Source organism: Bradyrhizobium sp. MI1.10 (assembly GCF_055811035.1).
Window position 1 is genome coordinate 31,215 of sequence record NZ_JBVVPN010000015.1, and the last position, 24,147, is coordinate 55,361.

Below are 24,147 nucleotides of genomic sequence, written 5' to 3' on the forward strand. Positions count from 1 at the left end.
AGAAGCGGCAAGCGGAAACTAGGTTTGTCGGCCGGAGCCCCGTCGCTACGGGAGGGCTTTCGACAGTTTTCAGGAGCGACCCAAGATGTTTTCACGACGTGATTTGCTGGCCATGTCCGCGGCAGGCGCCGCCATGGTCGGTTCCAGTGCGCAGGCCGCAACCTTCGGCAATCCGGACGAGCCGCCGCAAGGCGCCGTCAACGCCAAGAGCCCCGGAAGCCTGACTGATCCCGGTCCGCAGAATCCCGAACTGGGCAAGCAATTCCCCTCCGCACAAAGCCCGCCGGCGACCGACGTCGGTGGCTTGCCGATGGATTGGGCCTCGTTCAACAATGCGCCGAGGCGCATCCAGAATGGCGGCTGGGCACGGCAAGTCACCGTCGAGGACTTCGCCATCTCGAAGGAAATCTCCGGCGTCAATATGCGGCTGTCCGCCGGCGGCATCCGCGAGCTGCATTGGCATCAGGCGGCCGAATGGGCGATCATGACCTACGGCAGCTGCCGCATCACCGTGCTCGACACGCAGGGGCGCCCCTATGTCGGCGACCTCAAGGCCGGCGACCTCTGGTATTTCCCACCGGGCGCACCGCACTCGCTGCAAGGCCTGGGGCCTGATGGTTGCGAATTCGTGATCTGTTTCGACGACGGCCACGCCAATGAGTTCAACACGCTGCTGGTGACGGACTGGCTCGCCCATACGCCGCCCGAGATACTCGGGAAGAATTTCGGCGTCCCCGCCGACGCTTTCGCGAAGATCCCGCTGCACAATCGCTGGATCTTCCAGGGCACGCTGCCCAGCGATCTCGCCGCCGATCGTGCCGCAGTCGCCAAGCATGCCGAAGCACCGCCCTATCCGTTCATCCATTCGCTCGGCAGTTCGGCGCCGGTAAAGGAGAGCTCCGCCGGCAGCATCCGCGTCGCCGACAGCAGCAACTTCAAGGTGGCCACCACCGTCGCCGCGGCGCTGGTGACGATGCCGCCGGGAGCGGTCCGGGAGATGCACTGGCATCCGAACGCCGACGAGTGGCAGTACTACATCAAAGGCAAGGCGCGGATGACGGTGTTCGACACCGGCCCCAACGCGCTGACGACGGATTTCTCGGCCGGCGACATCGGCTATGTCCGGCGCAATCTCGGCCATTATGTCGAGAATGTCGGCGACACCGAATTGCAGTTCGTCGGCGTGTTCCGTGCGCCCCGCTACGAGGAGGTGTCGCTCTCCAACTGGCTGACACACACGCCGGCCACGCTGGTAGCCCAGCATTTCAACATCGACGAGAAGCTGATCGCCCAATGGCCGGACAGTAGCCCCGGTGTCATGCCCAAATCCTGAAGCAAAGCCACATAGGGACAAGAACGAGGAAGGCGCCGAAACCGGCGCCTTTCTTTTTGTTCGCCTTTCGAGCCGTGCAGCGGTCAGTAGTGATCGGCCGCTGGGGCCGCCTTGCCGCGGAAAACGCGATAACCGACGGCGACATAGAGCAGCATCAGCGGGAATACGACCAGGCCGGCGCCCCAGAACATGAAGGCGAGACTTGCATGAGGCGCCGCGGCCTCGTCGATCGTGATGACGAACGGGATCATGTAGGGCCAGAACGACAGAGCGAGCGTGGCGAAAGCCGCCACGAAGATCAGCGCGACCATATGGAACGGCCAATAATCGTCATGGACCAGGATGCTCTTGGCCAGCATCGCGGCCGCACCGGCGCCGATCGCGGGAAACACGAGCAGATAGGGCCGGTCGGTCCAGCGCTGCAGAATCGGAAGATGTTCGGCAAGCGCATATGCAAAGACGACGACCAGGAACACCAGGACGCCGGTCGCCAGCGGCGGGATCTGGCTCCGCGCGGCATCCCGAACGGGACCATCACTCTTCCTCACCAGCCAGCAGGCCCCGAGCAGCGAATAGCCGAAGCAGAGTCCAATCCCGCACAGGGCGGAAAAGGCGGTCAGCCAGCCGAGCGTTCCACCGGTATAATCGCCGTTGGAGAACTGAAGTCCTTCGACGAGAGCGCCGACCATCGCGCCCTGCATGAAGCTGGCGGCGAACGAACCCGCGACGAAACCGACGTCCCAGACCCAGCGCGAACGGAGGGCTTTGCCGCGAAACTCGAAGGCCACGCCGCGCAGGATCAATCCAAGCAGCATCACGACGACAGGGATATAGAGGGCCGACATCACCATGGCGTAGACCACGGGGAACGAGCCCCACATGATCACGCCCGTGACGATCAGCCAGGTCTCATTGCCGTCCCAGACCGGAGCGACCGTGCTCAGCATGGCATGCCGCTTCGCCTCGCTGCCGGCCACACCGAACAGCATGCCGACGCCGAGATCGAACCCGTCGAGGAGGAGATAGATCAGAATGCTGATGGCAAGAAGGGCAACCCAGTACATCACCATGGTTACTCTCCTGCCTCGAGATAGCTGCGGGCGGTCGGCACCTGATCGGCGAGCGACATCGGCCGATTGGGCACGGGAGCGTGGAGCGGCTTGCCGCCGAGTCCCGCCGGGCCGGCACGCAGCAGCCGATAGATGTAATACGTCCCGAACGAAAAGATGAAGGCGTAGACCGCGACGAACAGGATCAGGGAAGCCAACGCAGCCGACGCGGTCAGGAACGGCGTCACGGCGTCCGCAGTGCGGAGCACGCCGTAGATGGTCCATGGCTGGCGCCCCACTTCCGCGGTGTACCAGCCGGTGAGAATTGCGATCCACGGCAGCGGGAAGCTGAGGAAGATGCCCCACAGCAGCGGGCGGCTCCGATCGAGCCGATGCTTGAGGCCGAGCCAAGTCCCAAGCCAAGCCAGCCCCAGCATCACGAAACCGCAGCCGACCATGACGCGGAAGGCGAAGAAGGGTATCGTCACCGGCGGCCGGTCCTGCGGCGCAAAGCTGGTCAGGCCGACCTCTTTCGATGTCAGGCTCATGCTGCCGATGATACTGCCGAGCACGGGAATCGATATCGCGTATTTGTTCGATTCGGTGCTCGAATCGGGAATTGCGATCAGCACCTCCGAGGCCGGCTGCTCGTCATGCCAGCGTGCCTCGATCGCGGCGAACTTGGCCGGCTGGTAGTCGTGGACGTAATCACCGACGAGATGCCCGATGAAGAGCTGGACCGGCAGCAGCACTGCCGCGAGCGCGAGGCCCATCCGCAGCATCACATGTGCCTCGGCGCGATAGGTCCGCCGCAGCAGATACCACGCGCCGGTCGCCGCCACGCAGAACGCGCCGGTCAGATAGGACGCCAGCAGCATGTGCGGAAACCGGACCCAGACCACGCGATTGAAGATGATTTGCGCCCAGTCATCAGGCACAAACTGGCCGTTCTGCAGGACGTAGCCGGTCGGCACCTGCATCCAGCTGTTGTTGACCATGATCCAGAACGCCGACAGCGTGGTTCCGAGCGCAACCATCGCGGTCGAGAACAGGTAGAACCACGGCGACACCCGGGGCCGGCCGAAGATGAGGATGCCGAAGAAGCCCGCCTCCAGCATGAAGGCGGTGAATGTTTCGTAGGACAGAAGCGGGCCCTGGATCGGACCCGACATCTTCGAGAGCACGCTCCAGTTCGTTCCGAACTGAAACGCCATCACCACGCCCGATACGACGCCCATGCCGAATGCCACGCCGAAGATCTTCAGCCAGAACGCGAACAGGGTCCGGTAGACGGGCTTGCCACTGTACTGGTGCATCGCTTCGAGCACGGTGAGCCAGGCCGCAAGCCCGATCGTGAATGCCGGGAAGATGATGTGGAACGAGATGGTGAAGGCGAATTGCAGCCGCGACAGGAGGAGTGCCGTCGGATCCATCGGAGAGCCTCCCGTTCGCTCACGCCCGCTTCGCGGTCGCCCGCGCGCGAGCGGCCGATTGCGGAATGTTGTCGACCTTGAGCACCGCGGCCGCACCCCGGAGCTTATCCGCGGGACGGCGCATGCGCTTCCGCGAACGAACGTCCTCTTTCCGAATGGCATGGCGAGCGCCTCTACCTGCAACAAGCGAGCGCGACGTCAGTGCGAATGGCTTCGCCGGCGGCAGAGCCAGAGAACGTATATCGACGATGCAATCGGCAGAGCGAGGCTCCAGGTTCCCAACCATTTCGTCACGCAACCGCCGACGGCGGCCCCTAGCAGGAACGCCAAACAGAGCGTGAGCATGGTTCCGGCGCCGCGCGCCGCATCGCGATCAGGCGCCGCAACGAACTGATCCATGGCCCGGAGCATGTTGCCGGTGACCGTGACCGAGAGATATTTCCAGTGACCGACCTGTCTGAAGCTTGCCGACTGCAGCGCGACGCCAAAGGAGATGACGAGGATCGTGATCTCATCCGAAACGCGATGAAGCAACAGCATCGTCGCGGCGAGACAGACGATCTCTCCGATGAGGCAACATAACGCCGCCCGGGTGCGAACCGCCACCAACGCTCCCAGGACAAAGGCCACGAGTGGAAGAAGATGGTGAAGCGCGCGCTGCCATTGCCCTGATAGCGCGTAGACTCCGAGGAAGACGACATTGCCGGTTTGCGAGCTCGCGAAGACGCCGAGTGACAGCCAGGTAAACGCGTCGAGGAAACCGCCCGACATGCTCAGCACAGAGGCAACCAGCAGCGATCGTTCCGGGGCACATGCTTCGACGCTTGTCCCGGCCAGGGGCTCCAGTGCTGCAGTTTGCATGGCCATATTCGCGGGTCCGCCGAAGTCAGCAGCCGGCGCGCGGGGCGGCCTCGTCAGGCAGCAGAACACGGCGCGGATGCGTGAACACGCCGTATCCGTCATCGCGGGCGACGGCGAGTAGCGTGATTCCCGCCTCGTTCGCGGTCTGGATCGCGAGCGCGGTCGGCGCGGAAACGGCCACAACGACCGGCGCGCCGATCATCGCGGCCTTCTGCACCATCTCCACCGAAACCCGGCTCGTCAGCAGCACGGCGCTGTCGCAGGCTGACTTGCCGTCGCGGACGATGGCGCCGGCAAGCTTGTCGAGCGCATTGTGCCGGCCGACATCCTCCCTGATCAGAGCAATGCCGGTGCGAGGGCGCCACAAGGCTGCCGCGTGAACGGACCGCGTATGTTGGTTCAATATCTGGAGGGGAGACAGCGCATGCATGGCGTTCAGCAGGTCCCGCGCATGAAAGGCAATGCCACGCCCTTCAACGCGTGACGGCGCGCGACGCGCCTGTTCAAGGCTTTCGATGCCGCATAATCCGCATCCGACCGGACCGCTGATGGCGCGGCGGCGTGCGGCCAGGGTCGTCGCGCGGTCGCCGTCAAGCCACATCCGCACCTCCATGCCGAGTTCGTTCGAGATCAGCTCGATGCTCCTGATCTCGCTTGCGCGGTCGATGATCGCCTCGGTCAGGCTGAAGCCGAGACCAAAATCCTCCAGATCGGCCGGCGTTCCCATCATCACGGCATGGGTCGATCCGTTGTAAGTGAGCGCAATGGCGCTCTCCTCGGCAACCAGCCGCGACGTCGATGTCGTGCGGCCACCGCGCCAGGCGATCTCCCGGTGCCGCGTGAATGTCGAACCTGTCATCATGGCTCAGACCGTCGCCGGCTCGGCCGAATGCCGCGAGGCCCGGCTTCTGAGCGCGAGCCCGAATGCAGTAAAGCCCCAACCCTGGAAGACCAGATCCACGACCAGCATCGCACCGAGCAGCCACAGGCCGACGGCAGGCAAGACCGCAATCAGCATCGCGCCGACGCAGAACGTCACAACGCCGGCCGCCACGATCCAGCGCCAGCCCGCGGCCGGCCGCAGATGGAAACCCGTCCAGATCCGTGTCGCACCGGCAACGACCAGGAGAGCACACACCACGAGCGACAGCGTGAACGAAGCCAGCAGCGGATCGTAGAGGACGACGGCTCCGGCAGCGGCATAGACGATCCCGGCGAACAGCCAGAACAGGAAGCCGCGCAGGCCGTGCACCGAAAAAGCATGCACGATCTGGAAGATCCCGGCGACTGCCATGCTGACGCCGATGACGAGCACGGAGGCGAGGCTCGCCGCCATCAGATTGACCGATGCAATGCCGCCGAGGATCAGTTCACCGACCCCCAGCGCAACGAACCAGCCCCATTTTCCGCTGATCGCGTGAACGGCCCTTCCGAGCGACGCCTTCGAGTTCGACATATCCGTCATGGCTTGACCCTTGTACGTATGACCGGCGTGCCGGTCGTGGACGTGGTCAAGCCTATAGAGATCCGCGTCCAGTCATCTTTCGAGGATGCAGCGCCGTTGTTTCATCCGCACGATGCGGAGCGCTGCTGCGGGATTCACGACCGACGGGTACGTGGCGTGCGCGTGGTCGACCAATGCGAAGACGATCAGCCAGCAATACGCGGACGCGAGGATCTCCGTCGCTTCCGCGTCGTCGCAGCGCGCGGCACGCTCGCTTTGCGGCCGCATCCCATGCCAGGTGCTTACGAGTTCGGGCCGCCCCGGCCGGTCTCGTACAAGAACCAGATCCGCCGTTCCGTCTCGTCGATCCAGTTTTCCAGCAGGCTTGCGGTCGCGACATCGCCGTATTCGTCGCAGAGCTCGTGGACCCGGCGCATTTCCCGCGTCAGCTGCTGATTGTCGCCGCGCAACTCGGCCAGCATGTCCTGCGGGTCGACATAATCGGCGTCGTTGTCGAGAATGCGCTGCTCGCGCGCGATCTGGCCGATCGAGCGCAACGTCGTTCCGCCGATCTTGCGCGCCCGCTCGGCAATGTCGTCGGTCATGGCAAAGATCTGCTCGGCCTGCTCGTCGAGCATGAGGTGGTAGTCGCGAAAGTGCCTACCCGACACGTGCCAGTGGAAGTTCTTGGTCTTCAGGTACAGCGCGAAGACATCAGCCAGCAGCGCTCTCAGCGCGGCTGGAACGTCCCGGTTCGCATTGGCCCCGAGATCCGTCGGGCTTTGGAGATCTGCTTTGGTCATTGTCGTCATCCTTGCTGGAGGTTTAGAAATTTGAGGTGCGGATTTCGCCGGCACGCGAAGCACTCATTCCGCCGGCGTCGTCCTGTTCCGCAGTCGAAAGGGTGCGATCGTCCCGAACACGCGGTCGCGGCGAACCAAAGCGTGGAACAGCGCCGCCGCCAGATGCAGCAGCACGAGGGCAAAGAACGCGAAGCCCAGGTAAAAATGAGCATTCCATAGCAATGTGTGCACGCGGTCGCTCTGCGGCAGCAACGCCGGAATTCGAATCCCGCCATACAGGACGACTGGATAAGCCGCAGCCCAAAGCATGCCGAGACCCAGCAACGGCATGACGATCATGAAGCCATAGAGGAGCCGATGCGACAATCTTGCTCCCAGCTTGATCGCCGGCGGAAGATCTGCCGGCAACGGCGGCGCGCCGTAATGGAGCCGCAGCGCCAGCCTGATCACAACGAGGACCAGAAGCGTGACGCCGAGCGTCTTGTGGATCAGGATGAGCGGCAAGTACTTCGGCGCCACGGTGGACACCATGCCGACGCCGATGAAGAACATGGCAACGATACAGGCTGCCATCAGCCAGTGCAGCAGCCGCTGGATCAGGGCGAAACGATGCGGAGCGTTGCTCATGGCCTCGCCGACTCGGTTCGCGGATAGTCGCCGGCTTCGGCCGCACGCAAATCGTAGGACTTGCGGTAGACCGACGAGCGCGCGGCCGGGAAAGGATCGTCCGACAGCCGGATTCCCCGCGGCAGCACGGTCGGATCGAAGTTGATGTCGCGGCAGGGTCCATCCCGCTCGGGTTCGATCCGCTGCACGGCAAGCGTTCCGAGCTGCACCGTACGGCGCCCCTCGGGCCAGGGCCTGCTCGGGTCCGCGATCGGATCGCCGGGATCTGCGACCGTCGTAACCATGGTCCAGCGCTGCGGGCCGGCGGTCCTGATTCGCTCCACTATCTCTTGCTCGAGAAAATCCGGACCGCGCTTTTCCAGCTCGGCTTGCGAAACCGGAACGGGCTGCACAGTGGGCAGCAGCGACCATCGCACCGCGTGCTCCCCGCCCTTCGCGTTCGTGAAGATGAAACTGTTGAGCCCGTGGTAAGGCTCCTCCGCATAGCTGGTGGTCCAGGGCGCCGTCTTCGCCCAGGTCGCGAAGGCGGCAAATTCCGGATTTGCGTGGATGAAAATCTTCATCGCCTCCGGCTCCTTCTCCGCGGATGCGATCAGCAGGTCGTGAAACGCCTGCGGCGTGGACACTGCAAAGAACGGCGGGTTGATCAGGGCCATCCGCCACTCTTCGCCATCCGCTGCGGCGATCTGCAATCCCAAACCGCGCACACGGACAGTTGCATCCACGGCGTTCGGATCCGCAGTGCCGAGATTGAAGCGACCCACCGCCGGATACGTGCCGCGTTCGAAGACCTTGGCCCGCGAAAGTTCTACGCCGTTTCCGTTGGCCTCGAAGATGCCGGTGAAGCAGATCCCCTTCGCATGATTTCGCCGGTGCCCGAGCGGTGCGCCGCTCGGAGGCGTCAGCGCCGCAATCATCTGCTCCGGCGTCAGGCGCCCGGGCGAGAGCCAGCCCGCAGTGTACGCGAACGCCGCAGCCCCGCCTCCGAGGATGGCCGCTATCAACACGAGCGGTCCGAGTCCCGAACGCGGCAGTTTGCCTGATTGATTCATCGCTTCTCCTCGTAACGAGCGAGCTGACACAGACGCGTCACACGGCCCGTTCTGTCGAGCGGCTCTTGTAGCCGGCGGCCACAGCCGCGATCTTCTGAAAGCCAACGCCAATTTCGCGAAGGCACGTTCGAGCCTGCCGGGTCCGCGGGAGACCCGTCCTCATCCGCTTTCGGGCTTTCTCGAAATATTTCGTGCGATCTGGAAATCAGCCGCCGGGCTCGAAAGACCCGTCTTGCGCCCGGCTGTATTTCAGGAACTCTTCGCACAAGGGCGGCGATCAATCGCCAAACGACGAACGTGTCGCGATGGCGCTGGTGTCTTTGCGGAAGGTGGAATGCGATTGGGATTCGAATGGGCAAAGTGATCATCGTCACAGGAGCTGCGAACAGCATCGGACGAAGCACCTGCAGGAAATTGGCACAGGCCGGCCACACGGTCTACGTTTCAATGCCGGAAGTGGATGAGCACGGCGGCGCGGATGGCGGAGCCGAGGACGGCAAGCGTGGCGCGGACCTCCGAACCATCGCGTTCGACGTCTCCTCGGAAGCCTCCGTCAACTCGGCTATCGACGCCATCGTCGCTGAGAACAACCGCCTCGACGTGATCGTGCACAATGCCCGCCAGGTCCTCTACGGGCCGGCGGAGGCCTTTACACCGGCCCAGCTTGCCGAACTCTACGACACCAACGTGCTGAGTGCGCAACGGCTCAATCGGGCCGCGTTGCCACAGTTGCGCAAGCAGGGCCATGGCCTGCTGATATGGGTCTCGTCGAGCAGCGCGCGAGGCGGCTCGGTTCCTTTCCTGGGCGCCTATGCTTCCTCAAAGGCTGCCCTGGATGCGCTAGCGCTCGGCTATGCCGGCGAGCTCGCGCGTTGGGGTGTCGAGACAACCATCGTCGTTCCCAGCGCGCTCGGGCCCGGCCACTACATTCGCTCCGGCCGGCCGCTGGACACCGTTCGGGCAGAGGAATACGCGGATGGTCCGACGGCCGATTTGAGCGAGATCGCGCTGTCGGCACTTGGGCAGCTTCCGGCGAAGGATCGAACTCCGCAAGACGTCGCGACCGCCATAGCCGATATCGTCGATATGCCATTCGGACAGCGTCCGCTACGCGTTCATTTCGGTCCGGACGACGACGGGGCTGCAGCCGTCGACACCGTCGCCGACAGCGTCCGCGCGGAACTGCTCCGCCGGATCGGACTGGAAGACATTCTCAAGCCGACATTGATCGGATAAGGCGCGCATCGTGGCGCCGCACATCCAAGCCTCAGACGAAAGTGATAGAGCCCGATGCTTTACCCCGAAACTACCGGATGTTACCGTTTAAGGGCCACTGCGTTCACACGTCTTGGTGTGCTTCCAAGTCATAGAACGTGACGAGTCGTGCGCCGGGTTGATATCCGAAAATGGTCCCCCGCTGGCAAAGCAACGACATGATGGCCCAAGCCGGCCGCTCCGCTCAAGACGAGTCCGCCCATGAGATCTTTCTCTTCGGGCCGTTTCGCCTCGACCTCTCGCAGCGGCGGATTGAACGAAACGGGAGCCCGCTCCGATTATCGGATCGTGCGTTCAACATCCTGCTCGCGCTGGTCCGGCAGGCCGGCAACGTCGTCAGCAAGACGGATCTGATAGCCACGACATGGCCGGGCGCCAACGTCGAGGAAAACAGCCTGCGTGTCCATATCGCCGCACTCCGCAAAGCACTCGGAGACGGCGATGCCGGCGCCAGATATCTGAGCACGGTCTCCGGCCAGGGCTACTGCTTCGTCGCCGCGGTCTCACGCCCCAAACAGAGGCAAGCTGCGTCGACCAATCCGACTTATGTCCACAATTTGCCGGCGCATCCCCGGCAGATGGTGGGGCGTGAGCATACCATTCAGGACATCTCGGAAAGTCTGAGAGCCCACCGCTTCGTCACGGTTGTCGGCCCCGGCGGCATCGGCAAGACCACGGTCGTCATTTCCGCGGGCCACGCCCTGCTCGCGGAATTCGCCGGACATGTCCACTTCATCGGTCTCGGCGAAACCGGCAACGCCGCTCCGGTGCCGGCGATCGTCGCATCGTCACTTGGACTGCCGGCGCGATCGAATGATCCGGCGAGCAGCCTGGCGGCATTCCTGCGCGACAGGCGCATGCTGCTCATTCTGGACTGCTGCGAGCATGTCATCGAAGCAACGGCGGCGCTGGCCGAGCGGCTCTACCAGGCCGCCCCGGAGCTGCACATCCTGACCACGAGCCGGGAGTTGCTGCGCGTCGAAGGCGAGTTCACATACCGTCTCCCGCCGCTCCCGAGCCCGCCGGAGAAGGCCGTTCTGACGGCCGCGAACGCCCTCGCTTACCCATCCGTGAAACTCTTCGTGGAGCGTGCGACTGCAGGAGGCGGCGAGTTCACGCTGACGGATGCGAACGCCCCGGACGTCGGCAACCTCTGCCGTCGGCTCGACGGCATCCCGCTTGCCATCGAACTCACCGCCGGCCATGTGGGCGCATACGGCGCGAGGGCGATGGTCCAGCTCCTCGATCAGCACCTCAATTTGCTGTGGGAGGGGCGACGCACGGCACTGCCCCGACACCGGACGCTGCGCGCAACCATCGAATGGAGCTACAATCTTCTATCCGAACCGGAGCGCGTGATTCTCGGCCGGCTGTCGGTGTTCGTCGGCGGCATGACCCTGGACGCCGCCCGATCGATTGCCGCGGCCACGGAGGACGACGACACGATCCTGGCGATCATCGACGGCCTCGTTGCCAAGTCGATGCTTACACTGAACACCGGCTCGCAACCAACCCGCTACCGCCTTGCCGACTCGACCCGGGCGTACGCGCAAGAGAAACTTGTCGCCAGCGGGGACGCTGGCGCGATCTCGCGACGTCACGCCTGCTACTTTCGCGGTCTCCTTGAAAGGATCGGGAGCGAAGCGAACCGAGACCTTTCGGCGGTTGCCGAGGAGCTCGGTAACGTCCGCGCCGCGCTGACGTGGTGCTTCTCCGATCAGGGAGACCGCAAAATCGGCGTGGCGCTCGCTGCGGCATCGATTCCGCTGTTTTTCAAGCTGTCGCTCCTGGCGGAATGCGAACTCTGGGTCACTCGCGCCATCGAAGCACTGGATGAAACCAATGGAAGCATCAGGCAGGGTCTCGTCCTTCACACTGCGCTGGGCGCCGCCCGCATGCTCACGGGACGGCTCGACGGAGTGGGCGTTAATCATCTCAACCGGGCGCTTGAACTGACCGAGAAGATCGGCGACGTGCAAGGGCAGATCCGTTTGATCGACCAGTTGCACCTGCTGCAATTGTTCGTCGGCAGATATGATGAGGTACTGGCCACCGCCAAACGCGGCGAAGCCGTTGCGCTGACCAGCAACGATCCCATTGCCGTCGCGCGCATGCGCGTGTTGCTCAGCATCTCCTACCAATATCTCGGCAGGTTCGTTGAGTCCCGCTCATACATCGAAGCGGCGTTGCGTCATCCGGGCATGGATGGGGACATCCTTAGCGGCCTCACCCTCGAATACCCTAAACGCGCTCAAATCACCCTTGCGCGCGTCCTCTGGCTTCAGGGATATCCGGATCAAGCAGCGCAAATGGTGCGCCGGGCGATCTCCGACGTGATCGCGACGAACCATCCGATCATGTTCTGCCGAGCGTTAGCATGGGCATTCGACGTCTTCTTCTGGAATGGCGATCTGGCGGATTGCGAAGAACACATCGACAGGCTCGTCGTGGAGGCTCGAAGGCACAACCTCGCCATTCTCCAGATGGTCGGCGAGGCGATGAAGGGGATTACGCTGCTGGCCCGAAGCGAGACCGGCATCGGGCTCGCTATGCTGAAAGGCTCGATCGACAAGCTACAGAGCCAGAGCTTCGGTGCGGTCGCAGGGTTGCGCATGTCCCTCGCCGATGCCTTGTCGGCTACAGGTCACGGTGACGAAGCCCTCGACACCATTGATCAGGCGATTGTCCAGGCCCGGCACTGCAACTTCATGATGGAGATGCCCGACATGCTGCGCGCAAGGGCTGAAGCGCTGATGCACAAGAGCAATCCGGATCTTTCGCAGGCGGAGATGAGCTTCGTGCAGGCGCTCGACCTCGCTCGTCATCAAGGAGCGCTGGGCTATGAGCTTCGCGCGGCGATCGGGTTTGCGAGACTATGGCAGCGAGGCGGTCGCTGCCAGGAGGCGCACGATATGCTTGCGTCCGTCTATCTGCGATTTACCGAGGGCTTCGATACGCGCAGCCTCAAGATGGCGAGAGCGTTGCTTGCCGAGCTGAATCCGGCGCGCCCGTACGCGTCTGCGGCCAAATGACCCTCTCCTGATCCATAAGCGCCCTTTGCCCCGACCGATGCGGTGCTCGCCGAGGCTGCACCGGCATCCGATTGGTTGAATCGGATGCCGCTCCCGGGGCATCTAGGACCTACGATCCGAGCTTCGCCAGCATTGCACGCGCGTCGCGGAGGTCCGCCGTCTCGAAACCTTCAGTGAACTTGCCGTATGCGGACGCGAGAACACGGCGTGCATCGGCCGGATGCCCCTCGCTCACTTTCAATCGTGCCACACTGATCGCCGTTCTCAGCTCCCAAGCCAAGGCGCCCTGGCTCCGCGCCACCTCGAATGCCCTGTCGAAGGCCTGCGCGGCGGCGATCGCCGAGCGGTGCTCGCCGGGAAGCAGCAGCAATTCGCCCTTGATGCGCCAGAGTTCGGCGACGTACCACCCCTCGTCCCTGGCCTCGCATCGCGCGAGCGCCTCGTCGGCGGTCGCAAGGCCTTGCGATACCTCGCCGGCGTCGCCGAGACATACCGCGAGTTCACCGAGGGGAAGCAGAAAGCGCGGCAGGTGGCGCGCCTCGCCCGCGAGCTCAAACGTCTTGCGCAGCAGGGGCAATCCGGTCGCGAGGTCACCCCGGCGCGAGATCAGCATTCCTCTGAAGGCGCGCGCCCACAGATTCCACAGGCGGATCGGATGTCGCTCGGTGTGTTCGAGCAGCATCGTACAATAGCGCTCGGCGGCGTCGAGATCGCCGGCCAGGAACGCAATCGGGCAGGCACCCTGGCCGAGGACGCTGCAAAACGTGAGTGCGTGACCACTGGTCCGGCCTTCCTCGACGTTGTGCTCGACGACGCTCAAGGCCTGATCCGCGAGGCCGAGCAACCACAGGATCCGCGCCTGGAAATAGCGCGTCGAGACCCGCAGGTCGAACCGGAAACGAATGACCTGCGGCTTTGCCGCAAGTTCCGAGAGCCGCGACAGGGTTCGGCCGATATGATGATAGGCGAGCCGCTGGTCGCCGCGATAATGCAGCGTGGTTGCGAGAAGGCGGTCGGCCATCATGCGATCGACGGGATTGCCGGAATCGGCCACGACCTCCGCGAAGCGATTGGCAAATTCAAGCGCCTTGTGGAATTCGCCGTTATTGAACTGATCGATGCAGAGCCCCCACAGCGCGCGCAGCAGGTAATCCCTGTCACCGAGCTGCTCGGCGAGCTGTAGGGTCGCAGCCCAGGCGGGACCGGCCTCCCGGGCCCTGCCAACACCGTACATCAGTGACCAGCCGCGCGCGGCCGACAGCTGCATCCGAAGTCGCGGCGCGTTTGCAGCCGACGGATCGAGGCGCGCCAAAGCGAGTTCGGTCCGCTCGCGGCATTCGGCGAGCAGCGACAATTGCACCCAGAGCGGGACCGCGGCCGCCGTCAGGGCGGCCCCGACTTGCGAGTCCCCGCCGGGGGAGAAGGCCCAATCGAGACTCGTTCGCACGTTGTCGATGTGTCGGCCATAGAGGGTGAGCCACTCCGCCTGCGGCCTCACTTCGCTGTCGGCTTCGGCGCTGGCAAAGAATCCGCAGTAGTATTTCGCCTGGCGGTAGGCTGCGCCGGGATGTTCTCCGCCGGCACGCAGCTTCTCCAATGCATAGGCACGCGTCGTATCCAGCAGACGATAATGCGGGCTGTCGCCGCAAATATCCGCGAGAACGAGCGACTTTGCCACCAGCCTGGCAAGCTGGCCGGTCACATCGCCGATGTTCTCGCCAGCAACAGCAATCACTGCATCGAGCTGGAACTCGCCGGCGAATATGCCGAGCTGCCGGAGCAGCCACGCCTCGTCGTCCGGCAAGAGGTCGTAGCTCCAGTCGAGCGTTGCGCGTAACGTTTGCTGCCGCGGCAACGCCGTGCGCCGGCCGGTCGTCAGGAATTTGAACCTGTCATCGAGAAGTGACGCGATCTTCGGCGGGCTAAGCATGACTGCGCGCGCCGCCGCAAACTCGATCGCCAGCGGAATGCCGTCGAGCCGGCGGCAGATGGATGCGATGGCGCCGATGTTCTCCTCGTCGGGTACAAAACTCGAACCCAGCGCCTTCGCTCTGCTCGTGAACAATTCCACTGCGCTATACGCAGAAGCGTCAGTGGGCTCGTGCCAGGTTTCAGGCGGTACGCCCAGAGGAGGTACGCGGTAGACATGTTCCCCCTCGATACGCAGCGCCTCCCGGCTTGTCGCAACAATGACCGTCCCCGCACAGTGGCTGACAACCAACTCGGCCACCTGCGCCACGGCGTCGATGACATGTTCGCAATTGTCGAGAATGAGCAGCAATGGCCGAGAGCCGATCGCGCGCGCGATGGCATCAGGTGAGATCTCCTCGCCCTCGAGCTTGGTGCCGAGGACACTGGCGATGACCGAGCAGACGAGCTTCGGATCGGACAGTGGGGCCAGCTCGACCAGCAACCGGTCAGCCACAAAGCCGGGCGGCGGCGTTCTGGCGACCTCTAGCGCGAGCGACGTCTTTCCGATGCCGCCAGGCCCGACCAGGCTCACGATGCGATAGGCCGACAGAAGCCGCCACAAATGTGCGATCGCAGCCGTTCGGCCGATGAGATTGAATGATGCGCTGGGAATGTTGATCGACGGCAGCAGGCCGGTTGCGGCAGATTGTAGCGGGGTGTCCGTATGCTGAACCCGCCATGCTCCCAGCAAACGATAACCGCGGCCAACGCTGGTTGACAACATGTCGCGGTCGGAACCGAGCGCCTTTCGGATCGCAGCGATATGCACGCGAAGTGCACTCTCCTCGACAAAGACGCCCCGCCAGACCCGCTCCTTCAGGTCGTCCCTGGTGACGAGCTGGCCCTGCGCCTGAACCAATTCCGCAAGAATCTCAAAGGCACGCCCCCCCAACGGAACGAGTTCGCCGTTCGAGCGCAATTCGCGTCTGGCAAGATCGATTTCCCATTCCGCGCAAATGTAGACGGGACGCTGGCCCGGCTCAGCCATCATTGGGACAGCCCCAAGCGGTTTCGTCATTTTCAGTCCAGCTTAGCACCAACCCTGTCGAAAGACACAGGTAGCCGGGCGGCGCGGCCGCCGGCCCCTGTCTCGCAATGCGCGCCGTTCAGCAGCCGCGGCAGATCGATCCTTCCAGCATCTTCTCAAGCCGGGCATCTTCCTTGTCGATGGTCTGGTCTGTGCCAAGCAACGGCCCCTTCATTGCGTGACCACCGCCGTCGGACGACGAAAGCGCAGTGCCCAGCGAGTTCGTGCCCGGCGCGGCGGCGCTCGTCCCGAGCGCACCGCCGCTCTCCATCGACATATGCGATCCCATGCCGCCGCGGGCGGACGCGGTGCCCGAAAGCGCAACGCAGGCGAGGACGCAAACAACAGCAAATAATTTCATTGCTCACACTCCAGGTATTCAAACTATCCGCCTCCCAGAAACGGACACCGGACGCGTTTGACTACGCACAAACGCGCGAGAATCCTGACAAGCGTGACAGACTCTTCCCGCAGGAGTGATGCAGATCCACCGGGACTTTCCGCTCCGACGACCTAGATCATTTTCATCAAAAAAACTTCGGAAACGCCACCAGCCGAGCAGCGATCATCGCCAAGCGACTCTCCGCACGGAGCAAACAATGGAGAATCGCTATGAGTGTATTCAAGATTCTAATCGCAGCGGCGCTACTCTCAACGGCAACGATATCGTCGGCGTCCGCAGCCTGGTCTTTCGCTGATCAGGAGCCGGCAGCCTTTGCATCGATGTACCCCGATCGCGACGTGCTGAATGGCGGCGCACTGACGCCCGCCGGGCGAATGGGTCTCGAACGGCCGGGCGGTGCCGCGCCCGTCTTCGGCATAGGCCAATTTCGCGACCACAACTGGCATCGATGACGAGATACCACAATCCAGTATTCTGCTTCCTGCAGGTGCGGATGATGCTGCCCGTAATCCGGGAGTGCGACCGCGCCATGCGGCGCACCCTGCCGGCTTCGCGGCAGGGCCGATTGCATCGATTCGGATAGCCGACCCAAAAACTGCGAAACTTAACAGTTCTTCAGCATCCGCAACCGGGCGCGCAGCGCCGTCCGCGCTATAGTCGCTACGCCGACTGCTGCACGCGCTCGTCCGCCGCCTCGAGCGGGCGCGGCCGAGCCACGCCTCGTCAGGGTTGGCATGTGCAAAGACCGGCAGCGCCATGGAGGCATCGCTTGATCGCAGGCAGGACTGGTTATTCGATTTCGGGCAACGCGTGGCGCCTGGGAAAGCTCTTCATCTCCTGCGCTGCGCTTGCAGTCGGCAGCGCTTCCGCGGAGCCACGATATGATCCCGGCGCAAGCGACACCGAGATCCGGATCGGCAACATCATGCCCTACAGTGGCCCGGCATCTGCTTACGGCATCATCGGCAGGACGATGAGCGCGTATTTCCGCATGGTCAACGACAATGGCGGGATCAACGGCCGGAAGATCAATTTCATTTCATACGACGACGCCTACAGTCCATCCAAAGCGGTCGAGCAAGCGCGACGGCTCGTCGAGGACGACGAGGTGCTTGCGATCTTCGCTCCGTTCGGCACGGTCAGCAACGCAGCGATCCAGAAATACATGAATAGCCGGCATGTGCCGCAATTGTTCGTTATCACCGGAGCATCGCGCTGGGCGGATCCCGAGCACTTTCCGTGGACCATCGGCTGGCAACCGAGCTACCGAACCGAAGCACGCATCTATGCGGACTACATTCTGCGGCACCATCCGGGGGCAAGGATCGGTATCCTGTACCAGAACGACGACTTTGGACGCGACTATCTGCTCGGCCTGAAGGACGTGCTGCAGGACCAGTACGCGCAAATGGTGATTGCCAGCCAATCATATGAGGTCAGCACCCCGACGATCGACTCCGAGGTCGCCGCGATCAAGGCCGCTGCGCCCGACATATTCATCGACATCGCAACACCCAAATTCGCCGCGCAGGCGATCAGGACGCTCGCCGAACTGGACTGGCATCCCATCCACATCGTGACGAACGTCTCGGTCTCGGTCGGCGCGGTGCTGAAGCCCGCCGGACTGGACAATGCGAAAGGAATTCTCAGCGCGGGGTATCAGATGGACGTGACTGATCCGCAGTGGGACAGCCATCCGGGCATGCAGCATTTTCGCGCGTTCATGGCGAAATACTATCCGGAGGCAGATCGATCGGAGAGCGGGCCGCTGGTGGCCTTCAACATGTCGAGTGCACTCGTGGAGGTGATCAGGCGTTGCGGCGACGATCTCACGCACGAAAGGATCATGCGCGTGGCCACCGATCTCGATCTCGACCTCGAAGCCTACATTCCCGGTGTTCGCATAAAGACATCACCGAGGGACTTTCGTCCGATCGAGCAGCTCCGGATGATGCGCTTCACCGGCGAAAGATGGGAATGGTTTGGCCCACTGCTGGATGGACGCACTGACCAGGCGACGTCCTCACCAAACTAGCGCGCGAACCTCCTGTCGGATGAGCCGTCGATGTATGAATTCAACGCACCGCGACGGCTTCGTGCAAAGAGGAAAATGTTCGTTCGATCGACACTGCGGATCCGGCGCACGCATGCACATGTCTCAGGTGCGGGCCGAGGCGTTCTTGGCGTCGCTTTCTCAAGGAGATGTTCGATGACGACACTGAAGTTCTTGTCGGCCGGATTCGTTGTCGCGGCCATGATCGCCTCCCCCGCGATGGCCCGCGAAGGCAACGCGAAGCGTACCAATGTCGAGGCTTATGCGTCGGCTCAGCGCGTGCCGGCCTCCGCCAAGCGCGGCTGCGCCCGTGCTCCCGACGTCGGTGCGTACGCGACCGCCCCCTGGCGCCGGCCGCCCTGCGAGCCCACCTCGGGCTATTGAGTTCGCGAACCGGAGCAAGTCCGGTTGACGCCGACCGGAAGTTGATCGCCTCAACGTTCCGGATTTTGACCTCTCGGCGGAAGGAAGGACGGCGGCTCACGACCAGGCCGCCGTTCTTGCGACTGGTGCACGTCGCCTGGAAGCATTTGGGCTCCGGAGTTCTTGCGCTGACGATTCTCGGCGATGCCGAGTAAATGATGCTTCCTTTGATGGCATCAGGTTCCCTCCGAGGGACCCTTTCCATTCTGACACGCGCCCGAACGTCGTCACGAATTCGTGTATCGATCACCAACGTGTCGGGTGTCAGCATTGATAATGAACGAAGCCCCGGCGACTGAGCGGGCCTTCTTGACACGCTGACGATCTCCCCTGTAGGAGACCCAACCGCATTGACGCTTTCAAATCCATGCCAGGGATCGGTGACCTCAAGGGGCGGGCTCGTGATTTCCCCCGGATCACGGCGGCGGAATTGAATCACGGGCCCCCTTATGTCGGTTGATCGCACCTACTCTTTCGGACAATGGCATATCGATTGCCAACGAAGAGAGTTGAGGCACAACGACGTCACGGTGCCGATCGGAAGCCGTGCGTTCGAGGTTCTCGAGAAGCTGGTCGGCTCCGCGGGTCTCCTGGTCACCAAAGATGATTTGATCGGAAGCGTCTGGTCGGGCCTGACCGTCGAAGACAACACGCTTCAGGTCCATATCTCGGCCGTCCGCAAGGCACTCGGCGAGGATCGCAATCTCCTCAAGACCGTTTCGGGCCGCGGCTATACGCTCGCCGGGAGTTGGCGAAGCGGGCATCTGGAGCACCCTGCGGCCGCGCCGGTAACGATTGCGGCCGACGCACCCTTTACCAACAACCTGCCGAGCATCCGCGCGCCTCTCATCGGCCGCGAGGATTGCATGAGCCAATTGGTCGATGTGCTTTCGGCCTATCGGGCCGTGACCCTGGTCGGACCCGGCGGCATCGGAAAGACGAAGCTGGCTATCGAGTTGGCGCGCAGCGTCGCACCCGCATTCAACGATTCCGTGGCGCTGGTCGAACTCGCGACCCTGCAGGATGCGGCACTTGCGGCATCCGCATGCGCCCGTGCACTCAAGCTCGCCTCGAACGACAAGGAAGTCTCGGCCGCGAGCATTGCGCAGGCCATCGGAACCCGCCGTCTGCTTCTTGTCCTGGACAATTGCGAGCATGTGATCGAAGTCGCCGCGCAGATTGCCAGTGCCGTGCTTCGCTATTGTCCGAACGTCACCGTGCTCGCGACCAGCCGCGAAGGTCTCCGCATCGACGGCGAATATGTTGCGGCCATTCCGGCGCTGTCGGTTCCCGATCCCGATATGCACGATCCCGACTTGCTGCTGCGGGCAAGCGCAGTGCAGCTGTTCGTCGCGCGAACGCGGGCCCTACGTGCGACCTTCGTTGCGGGCGCGGAGGAGCTCCGGAAGATCGCCGCCATCTCTCGCCGCCTCGACGGCATTCCGCTCGCGTTGGAGTTTGCCGCGGCCCGGGCCGCCAATCTCGGGGTCGACACCGTACTGCTCCGTCTCGATAAGCGCTTCGAGCTCCTGAATGGCGGCCGCCGCGACCAGTTGCCGCGACACCAGACCCTGCGGGCGACCCTGGACTGGAGCTACGACCTTTTGACCCCGGCAGAGCAGCACCTGCTTTGCCAGCTCGCGGTGTTTCCGGCCGGCTTCACGCTCGATGCGGCCAGTGCAATGATGGACGACACTCTGTCGCGGTCGGACGTCATTGAAACCCTGTTCAATCTGGTCGGGAAATCGCTGGTGTCGCTAGACCCCTCATTCGAGGGACGATGGCGGCTCCTGGAGAGCACCCGCGCTTATGCGCTGGAGAAGCTCGCAGAGGCAGGCCTCGTCGAGCGGGCGGCAAGGCGGCAGGCCGGCTTTCTCAGGCAGATCATCGCACCGCTCGGCGATGCCTCTCCCGCTCCCGACGACATCTCCCGTTTCGCTCAGGAGATCGGCAACGTGCACGCCGCGCTCGACTGGGCGTTCTCGCCCGGTGGAGAGACCGCGCTTGGAATCGAACTGACGGCCGGATTCGTTCCGGTATGGATGCAGTTGCTGTCCTTCGTGGAATGCTCGACGCGGATCGAGCACGCGCTTGCGCATTTCAGTCCCGAGTTCACCTGCGTTCCGAAGCTCAAGGCGCAGCTCTATGTCGCGTTGGGTTTCGCGCTTCTCAACACGGCGGGAACAGCGGATCGCATGAAGGCGGCGCTGAGCATCGGTCTCGCGCTCGCTGAGGAATTGTCCGACCTCGAGCTTCAGCTCAAGGCGGTCTGGACGTTGTGGAGCTATAACCTAAACTCGGGCCAATATGCCGCGGCCAGGGAGGTCGGCGAGCGCTACCTCGAGATCGCGCTGCGCACCGGAAATCCCGCCAACGAGGCGGTAGGTCGTCGCCTGATCGGCGCTGCCACCCATTTCTATGGAATGCAGGAGGATGCTCGACGCGAGCTGACGCTGTCGCTGGACCGTTCGGCTCACGGATTGAACGGCGGTGCGAACCAGATGTGGTTTCTGCTGAACCAGAGCGTTCTCGCCAAGGCGATGTTGGCGCGCGTCCTGCTGCTGCAGGGAAAGATCGCCCAGAGCAGATCTCTGGCCGCCGAGTGCCTCGAGGAGGCCCAGCGCGAGAAGGACAAGCTTGCGATCGCCTATGCACTCCGCAATGCCGTCTGCCCGATCGCGCTGATGACGCATGATCTTGCCGCCGCCGATCAGGCGATATCCTCCCTTCTCGAACTCGTCACGCGCGAGGGAATAGCTTTCTGGACCAGCTGGACGTCCTGCCTGAAGGGACAATTGCTGGTTCTGCAAGGCAAGCATCACGACGGAATAGCGCTGCTGCGCAGCGGCCTGAAGGCGCGGACCGAGAACGGCTGGCTGATGCGCAATCCCGAGTTTCTCGGATCGCTCGCCGAAGGCCTGCTCGCGATCGGTGAGGCTGCGCAGGCCCTGGCCGCGGTGGAAGAGGCCTTGTCGATGTCGCGGCAAGGCCGGCAATTGTGGTGCCTTGCGGACCTATTGCGGATCAAGGCCGAGATTCTCCTGGCCAACGGACCATCCGATCTTTCGCGAGCCGAGGTGCTGTTCGCCGAGGGACTGTCCATCGCCAGGGACCAGCAATGCCGCTTCTACGAGTTGAAAGTTGCGGCTGCGTGGGCAGGGATCATGGCGAAATCGAACCGTCAGCAGACGGCCCTTGATCTTGTGGGCCCGGTGAGCGCGCTGTTCGATCAGGAGATTGACCTTCCCGCACTCGCCTTTGCCCGCACTCTGGCTGAAATACCGGGCATCTCGCTTTCGACATCCGACGGCGACCGGCTCCCATCCTGCACCTGCCATTAGGTTGCGATGCCTTTCGGCCGACACTGCCCTTCACTCCATCTTCCGGACCTTGCGTGATGAACATCTCTCGACGACAGATTTTGGGCGGCATCGGCGCTTCGGTGTTTTCGCCCGGCATCATCCGTGCGCAGGGCACGCGACCGATCAGGATCGGCGAGATCAACTCCTATAGCAGCGCCCCCGCGTTCACCCTGCCCTATCGTCGCGGCTGGCAGTTGGCGGTCGAGCAGGTCAACGCCAAAGGCGGCCTTCTCGGTCGCGAGCTGCAGGTCGTCAGCCGGGACGACGAAGGCAAACCCAGCGTCGCGATCCGCGCGGCAGAGGAACTCGTGCGCAGGAACGACGTCGATCTGCTGGCAGGCGCATATCTGTCGAATGTCGGCCTCGCGATCAGCGACTTCGCCCGGCAGAACCGGGTCTTGTTCGTGGCGAGCGAGCCGCTCACGGATGCCCTCGTCTGGGAGCGGGGACATCGATATTGCTACAGGCTCCGCCCCTCGACCTACATGCTGGCAGCGATGCTGGTTGAGGAGGCCGCTCAACTCAAGGCGACACGATGGGCGACAATCGCTCCGAACTACGAGTACGGGCAGTCGGCCGTAAGGTGGTTCATGCAGCTTCTCCGCCAACGTCGCCCCGATGTCGCGTTCGTTGGCAGTCAATGGCCGCCGCTGGCTGCCATCGATGCCGGCGTGGTCGTGAACGCGCTCGCACAGCAGAATCCCGAGGCGATCCTCAATATCACCTTCGGGCCCGATCTCACCAAATTCGTCCGGCAGGGAAAGGATCGCGGCCTGTTCGAAGGACGAGATGTCGTGTCGTTCACGACAGGCGAACCCGAATATCTCCATCCGCTCGGAGAGGACGCGCCGACAGGATGGATCGTGACCGGCTATCCCGTGACCGAGATCCTGGACCAGGCCAACAGTTCATTCGCGTCGGCCTATTCCGCGCGCTACGGCGAGGCTCCCACCATGGGCTCCGTGGTCGGTCACGCCATGATCAGCTCCATCGTGGCTCCGATCGAGCGGCTCGGGAGCCTCGATACCGAAACGATGGCGGATGGGTTTGGCAATGTCAGCTTCGATACACCGTTTGGACCGGCAATTTGGCGTTCGATCGATCATCAAAGCACGATGGGAACATTCGTCGGTCGCACCGCGGTCAGGGGCAACAAGGCCGTCATGGTAGACTGGAAATATAGGGATGGTGGAAGCGTCCTTCCCCCGGATGCCGAAGTCCGCAAGTTGCGCCCGGCAATATGACTGGCGAATGCCGTGTGATGCGATAACACGGAAGCCCTGCAAGTCCACCTCAGCATCCCGGCGGCAGGATCGGCGATACGCCCGGCGTCGGCGCAGCGCCTGAGGCGTTCGCCGGCACCACCGTCGCGGGCTCCGCCAGGTTCATAGAGACCCCTTCCGCGCAAGCCGAGCTGTTAGGGCTCGGCACGACGGTGGCGTTCGGGTCGATGCCCGTGCCGCCGGCGTTGCTGGCGTCCGCCGGGATCGTGCCGGGCGCGGGGCTTGCAGGCACTTGCGAAATCGAAAGCGGCAGAGACGCAGCGCTGGTCACCTGTCCTCCCGGCGTTGAACTGCAGGCCACTGTTGCACCTGTTCCCGCCGGAGCGGCCGCGGGAATCGTCCCGATGGAGCTACCGCTCTGTCCCGTGAGCGGCAGGATCGGAGCCGCGATGCCCGGAGGCGAAAGACCCGTGGGCGATACAGCTGGAGTCGCCGGCACCGGCGACAGCGATGACGATGGCGGCGCGCAGATGACCACTGTCCCCGGCGTCACCGGATCCGACGCCAGCGGAACGGGCGCCAGCGTCGTATCCGGAGCACCCGGCACAGTCGTTGCGGAAAACGGCCCCGGACTGTTGAGCGGCGAGATCACGATCGCGCCCGGCACCGTCGGCAGATCCATTGCGGTGCTGCCGGTCGTTGCGATTTGTGCCTGGCCCGGAGAGAAGCCGAGCAGGAAAGCGACCATCATTGCAAACGCGAACCGTATCATCTCT

18 protein-coding genes and 1 pseudogene are annotated in these 24,147 nt (G+C 63.4%); 7 read left to right on the top strand and 12 right to left on the bottom strand.

Going from position 1 to position 24,147, the window contains the following annotated elements:
* Positions 1-85 precede the first annotated feature (85 nt).
* Positions 86-1,333 carry an oxalate decarboxylase family bicupin gene (locus AC0L3K_RS17285; protein ID WP_219681598.1) on the top strand — a complete coding sequence of 416 codons (1,248 nt, stop codon included), beginning with the start codon at positions 86-88 and terminating at the stop codon, positions 1,331-1,333.
* Between the two features lie 83 nt (positions 1,334-1,416).
* Here AC0L3K_RS17285 and cydB read toward each other — a convergent pair whose 3' ends face one another.
* From cydB to AC0L3K_RS17330, 9 genes are all read right to left on the bottom strand, one after another.
* Complete coding sequence (gene cydB, locus AC0L3K_RS17290) at positions 1,417-2,403, bottom strand: cytochrome d ubiquinol oxidase subunit II (RefSeq protein ID WP_219681600.1); 987 nt, start codon at positions 2,401-2,403, stop codon at positions 1,417-1,419.
* A 2-nt stretch (positions 2,404-2,405) separates the two neighbouring features.
* Entirely contained in the window at positions 2,406-3,815 is a 1,410-nt protein-coding gene (locus AC0L3K_RS17295) for a cytochrome ubiquinol oxidase subunit I (protein WP_354127201.1), read from the bottom strand.
* Between the two features lie 198 nt (positions 3,816-4,013).
* A complete protein-coding gene (locus tag AC0L3K_RS17300) occupies positions 4,014-4,745 on the bottom strand; it encodes a YoaK family protein (RefSeq protein ID WP_473366473.1) in 732 nt (243 codons plus the stop codon).
* Positions 4,702-5,538 (bottom strand): formate dehydrogenase accessory sulfurtransferase FdhD, encoded by an 837-nt coding sequence (gene fdhD, locus AC0L3K_RS17305; RefSeq protein ID WP_473366474.1) that lies wholly within the window; start codon positions 5,536-5,538, stop codon positions 4,702-4,704. Before fdhD ends, AC0L3K_RS17300 begins: the two co-directional genes overlap by 44 nt.
* A gap of 3 nt (positions 5,539-5,541) precedes the next feature.
* The gene (locus AC0L3K_RS17310; protein ID WP_473366475.1) at positions 5,542-6,141 is read right to left on the bottom strand and encodes an HdeD family acid-resistance protein; all 600 of its coding nucleotides are present in this window, start codon (positions 6,139-6,141) and stop codon (positions 5,542-5,544) included.
* 72 nt (positions 6,142-6,213) lie between these two features.
* Positions 6,214-6,408, bottom strand: a complete 195-nt coding sequence (locus AC0L3K_RS17315) for a hypothetical protein (protein WP_473366476.1) — start codon at positions 6,406-6,408, stop codon at positions 6,214-6,216.
* A 14-nt stretch (positions 6,409-6,422) separates the two neighbouring features.
* Positions 6,423-6,923 carry a Dps family protein gene (locus AC0L3K_RS17320; RefSeq protein ID WP_473366477.1) on the bottom strand — a complete coding sequence of 167 codons (501 nt, stop codon included), beginning with the start codon at positions 6,921-6,923 and terminating at the stop codon, positions 6,423-6,425.
* 63 nt (positions 6,924-6,986) lie between these two features.
* Complete coding sequence (locus AC0L3K_RS17325; protein ID WP_473366478.1) at positions 6,987-7,550, bottom strand: cytochrome b; 564 nt, start codon at positions 7,548-7,550, stop codon at positions 6,987-6,989.
* Positions 7,547-8,602, bottom strand: a complete 1,056-nt coding sequence (locus tag AC0L3K_RS17330) for a catalase family peroxidase (RefSeq protein WP_473366479.1) — start codon at positions 8,600-8,602, stop codon at positions 7,547-7,549. Before AC0L3K_RS17330 ends, AC0L3K_RS17325 begins: the two co-directional genes overlap by 4 nt.
* A 351-nt stretch (positions 8,603-8,953) precedes the next feature.
* Here AC0L3K_RS17330 and AC0L3K_RS17335 point away from each other — a divergent pair, with 351 nt between their 5' ends.
* A complete protein-coding gene (locus tag AC0L3K_RS17335) occupies positions 8,954-9,838 on the top strand; it encodes an SDR family NAD(P)-dependent oxidoreductase (protein WP_473366480.1) in 885 nt (294 codons plus the stop codon).
* Between the two features lie 197 nt (positions 9,839-10,035).
* Positions 10,036-12,909, top strand: a complete 2,874-nt coding sequence (locus AC0L3K_RS17340) for an ATP-binding protein (RefSeq protein WP_473366481.1) — start codon at positions 10,036-10,038, stop codon at positions 12,907-12,909.
* A gap of 109 nt (positions 12,910-13,018) precedes the next feature.
* On the opposite strand, the gene AC0L3K_RS17345 is transcribed toward AC0L3K_RS17340, so the two are convergent.
* The gene (locus tag AC0L3K_RS17345) at positions 13,019-15,871 is read right to left on the bottom strand and encodes an ATP-binding protein (protein ID WP_473366482.1); all 2,853 of its coding nucleotides are present in this window, start codon (positions 15,869-15,871) and stop codon (positions 13,019-13,021) included.
* Positions 15,872-15,986: 115 nt separating this feature from the next.
* Entirely contained in the window at positions 15,987-16,268 is a 282-nt protein-coding gene (locus AC0L3K_RS17350; RefSeq protein WP_473366483.1) for a hypothetical protein, read from the bottom strand.
* Between the two features lie 811 nt (positions 16,269-17,079).
* Between AC0L3K_RS17350 and AC0L3K_RS17355 the strand changes: the two genes are divergently transcribed.
* The 4 genes and pseudogenes from AC0L3K_RS17355 (at position 17,080) to AC0L3K_RS17370 (ending at position 23,392) form a co-directional block, all read left to right on the top strand.
* Positions 17,080-18,345, top strand: coding sequence for an ABC transporter substrate-binding protein (locus AC0L3K_RS17355; RefSeq protein ID WP_007596093.1), 1,266 nt, complete (start codon positions 17,080-17,082; stop codon positions 18,343-18,345).
* Positions 18,346-18,519: 174 nt separating this feature from the next.
* Positions 18,520-18,747 carry a hypothetical protein gene (locus tag AC0L3K_RS17360; RefSeq protein ID WP_219681611.1) on the top strand — a complete coding sequence of 76 codons (228 nt, stop codon included), beginning with the start codon at positions 18,520-18,522 and terminating at the stop codon, positions 18,745-18,747.
* Between the two features lie 488 nt (positions 18,748-19,235).
* Positions 19,236-20,603: pseudogene (locus AC0L3K_RS17365) on the top strand (ATP-binding protein); the annotation flags it as partial.
* 1,580 nt (positions 20,604-22,183) lie between these two features.
* A complete protein-coding gene (locus tag AC0L3K_RS17370; RefSeq protein WP_473366484.1) occupies positions 22,184-23,392 on the top strand; it encodes an ABC transporter substrate-binding protein in 1,209 nt (402 codons plus the stop codon).
* Between the two features lie 49 nt (positions 23,393-23,441).
* Here the strand turns inward: AC0L3K_RS17370 and AC0L3K_RS17375 are convergent, their stop codons facing one another.
* Positions 23,442-24,143 (bottom strand): hypothetical protein, encoded by a 702-nt coding sequence (locus tag AC0L3K_RS17375; protein ID WP_007596098.1) that lies wholly within the window; start codon positions 24,141-24,143, stop codon positions 23,442-23,444.
* Positions 24,144-24,147 lie beyond the last annotated feature (4 nt).

Excerpts from the sequence above, each read along its gene's own strand:
- AC0L3K_RS17335 (WP_473366480.1), top strand. The coding sequence starts at position 8,954 with ATGGGCAAAGTGATCATCGTCACAGGAGCTGCGAACAGCATCGGACGA.
- AC0L3K_RS17330 (WP_473366479.1), bottom strand. The coding sequence starts at position 8,602 with ATGAATCAATCAGGCAAACTGCCGCGTTCGGGACTCGGACCGCTCGTG.
- AC0L3K_RS17320 (WP_473366477.1), bottom strand. The coding sequence starts at position 6,923 with ATGACCAAAGCAGATCTCCAAAGCCCGACGGATCTCGGGGCCAATGCG.
- cydB (WP_219681600.1), bottom strand. The coding sequence starts at position 2,403 with ATGGTGATGTACTGGGTTGCCCTTCTTGCCATCAGCATTCTGATCTAT.
- AC0L3K_RS17375 (WP_007596098.1), bottom strand. The coding sequence starts at position 24,143 with ATGATACGGTTCGCGTTTGCAATGATGGTCGCTTTCCTGCTCGGCTTC.
- AC0L3K_RS17350 (WP_473366483.1), bottom strand. The coding sequence starts at position 16,268 with ATGAAATTATTTGCTGTTGTTTGCGTCCTCGCCTGCGTTGCGCTTTCG.
- AC0L3K_RS17295 (WP_354127201.1), bottom strand. The coding sequence starts at position 3,815 with ATGGATCCGACGGCACTCCTCCTGTCGCGGCTGCAATTCGCCTTCACC.
- AC0L3K_RS17285 (WP_219681598.1), top strand. The coding sequence starts at position 86 with ATGTTTTCACGACGTGATTTGCTGGCCATGTCCGCGGCAGGCGCCGCC.
- AC0L3K_RS17345 (WP_473366482.1), bottom strand. The coding sequence starts at position 15,871 with ATGATGGCTGAGCCGGGCCAGCGTCCCGTCTACATTTGCGCGGAATGG.
- AC0L3K_RS17340 (WP_473366481.1), top strand. The coding sequence starts at position 10,036 with ATGATGGCCCAAGCCGGCCGCTCCGCTCAAGACGAGTCCGCCCATGAG.
- fdhD (WP_473366474.1), bottom strand. The coding sequence starts at position 5,538 with ATGATGACAGGTTCGACATTCACGCGGCACCGGGAGATCGCCTGGCGC.
- AC0L3K_RS17310 (WP_473366475.1), bottom strand. The coding sequence starts at position 6,141 with ATGACGGATATGTCGAACTCGAAGGCGTCGCTCGGAAGGGCCGTTCAC.
- AC0L3K_RS17370 (WP_473366484.1), top strand. The coding sequence starts at position 22,184 with ATGAACATCTCTCGACGACAGATTTTGGGCGGCATCGGCGCTTCGGTG.
- AC0L3K_RS17360 (WP_219681611.1), top strand. The coding sequence starts at position 18,520 with ATGACGACACTGAAGTTCTTGTCGGCCGGATTCGTTGTCGCGGCCATG.
- AC0L3K_RS17315 (WP_473366476.1), bottom strand. The coding sequence starts at position 6,408 with ATGCGGCCGCAAAGCGAGCGTGCCGCGCGCTGCGACGACGCGGAAGCG.
- AC0L3K_RS17325 (WP_473366478.1), bottom strand. The coding sequence starts at position 7,550 with ATGAGCAACGCTCCGCATCGTTTCGCCCTGATCCAGCGGCTGCTGCAC.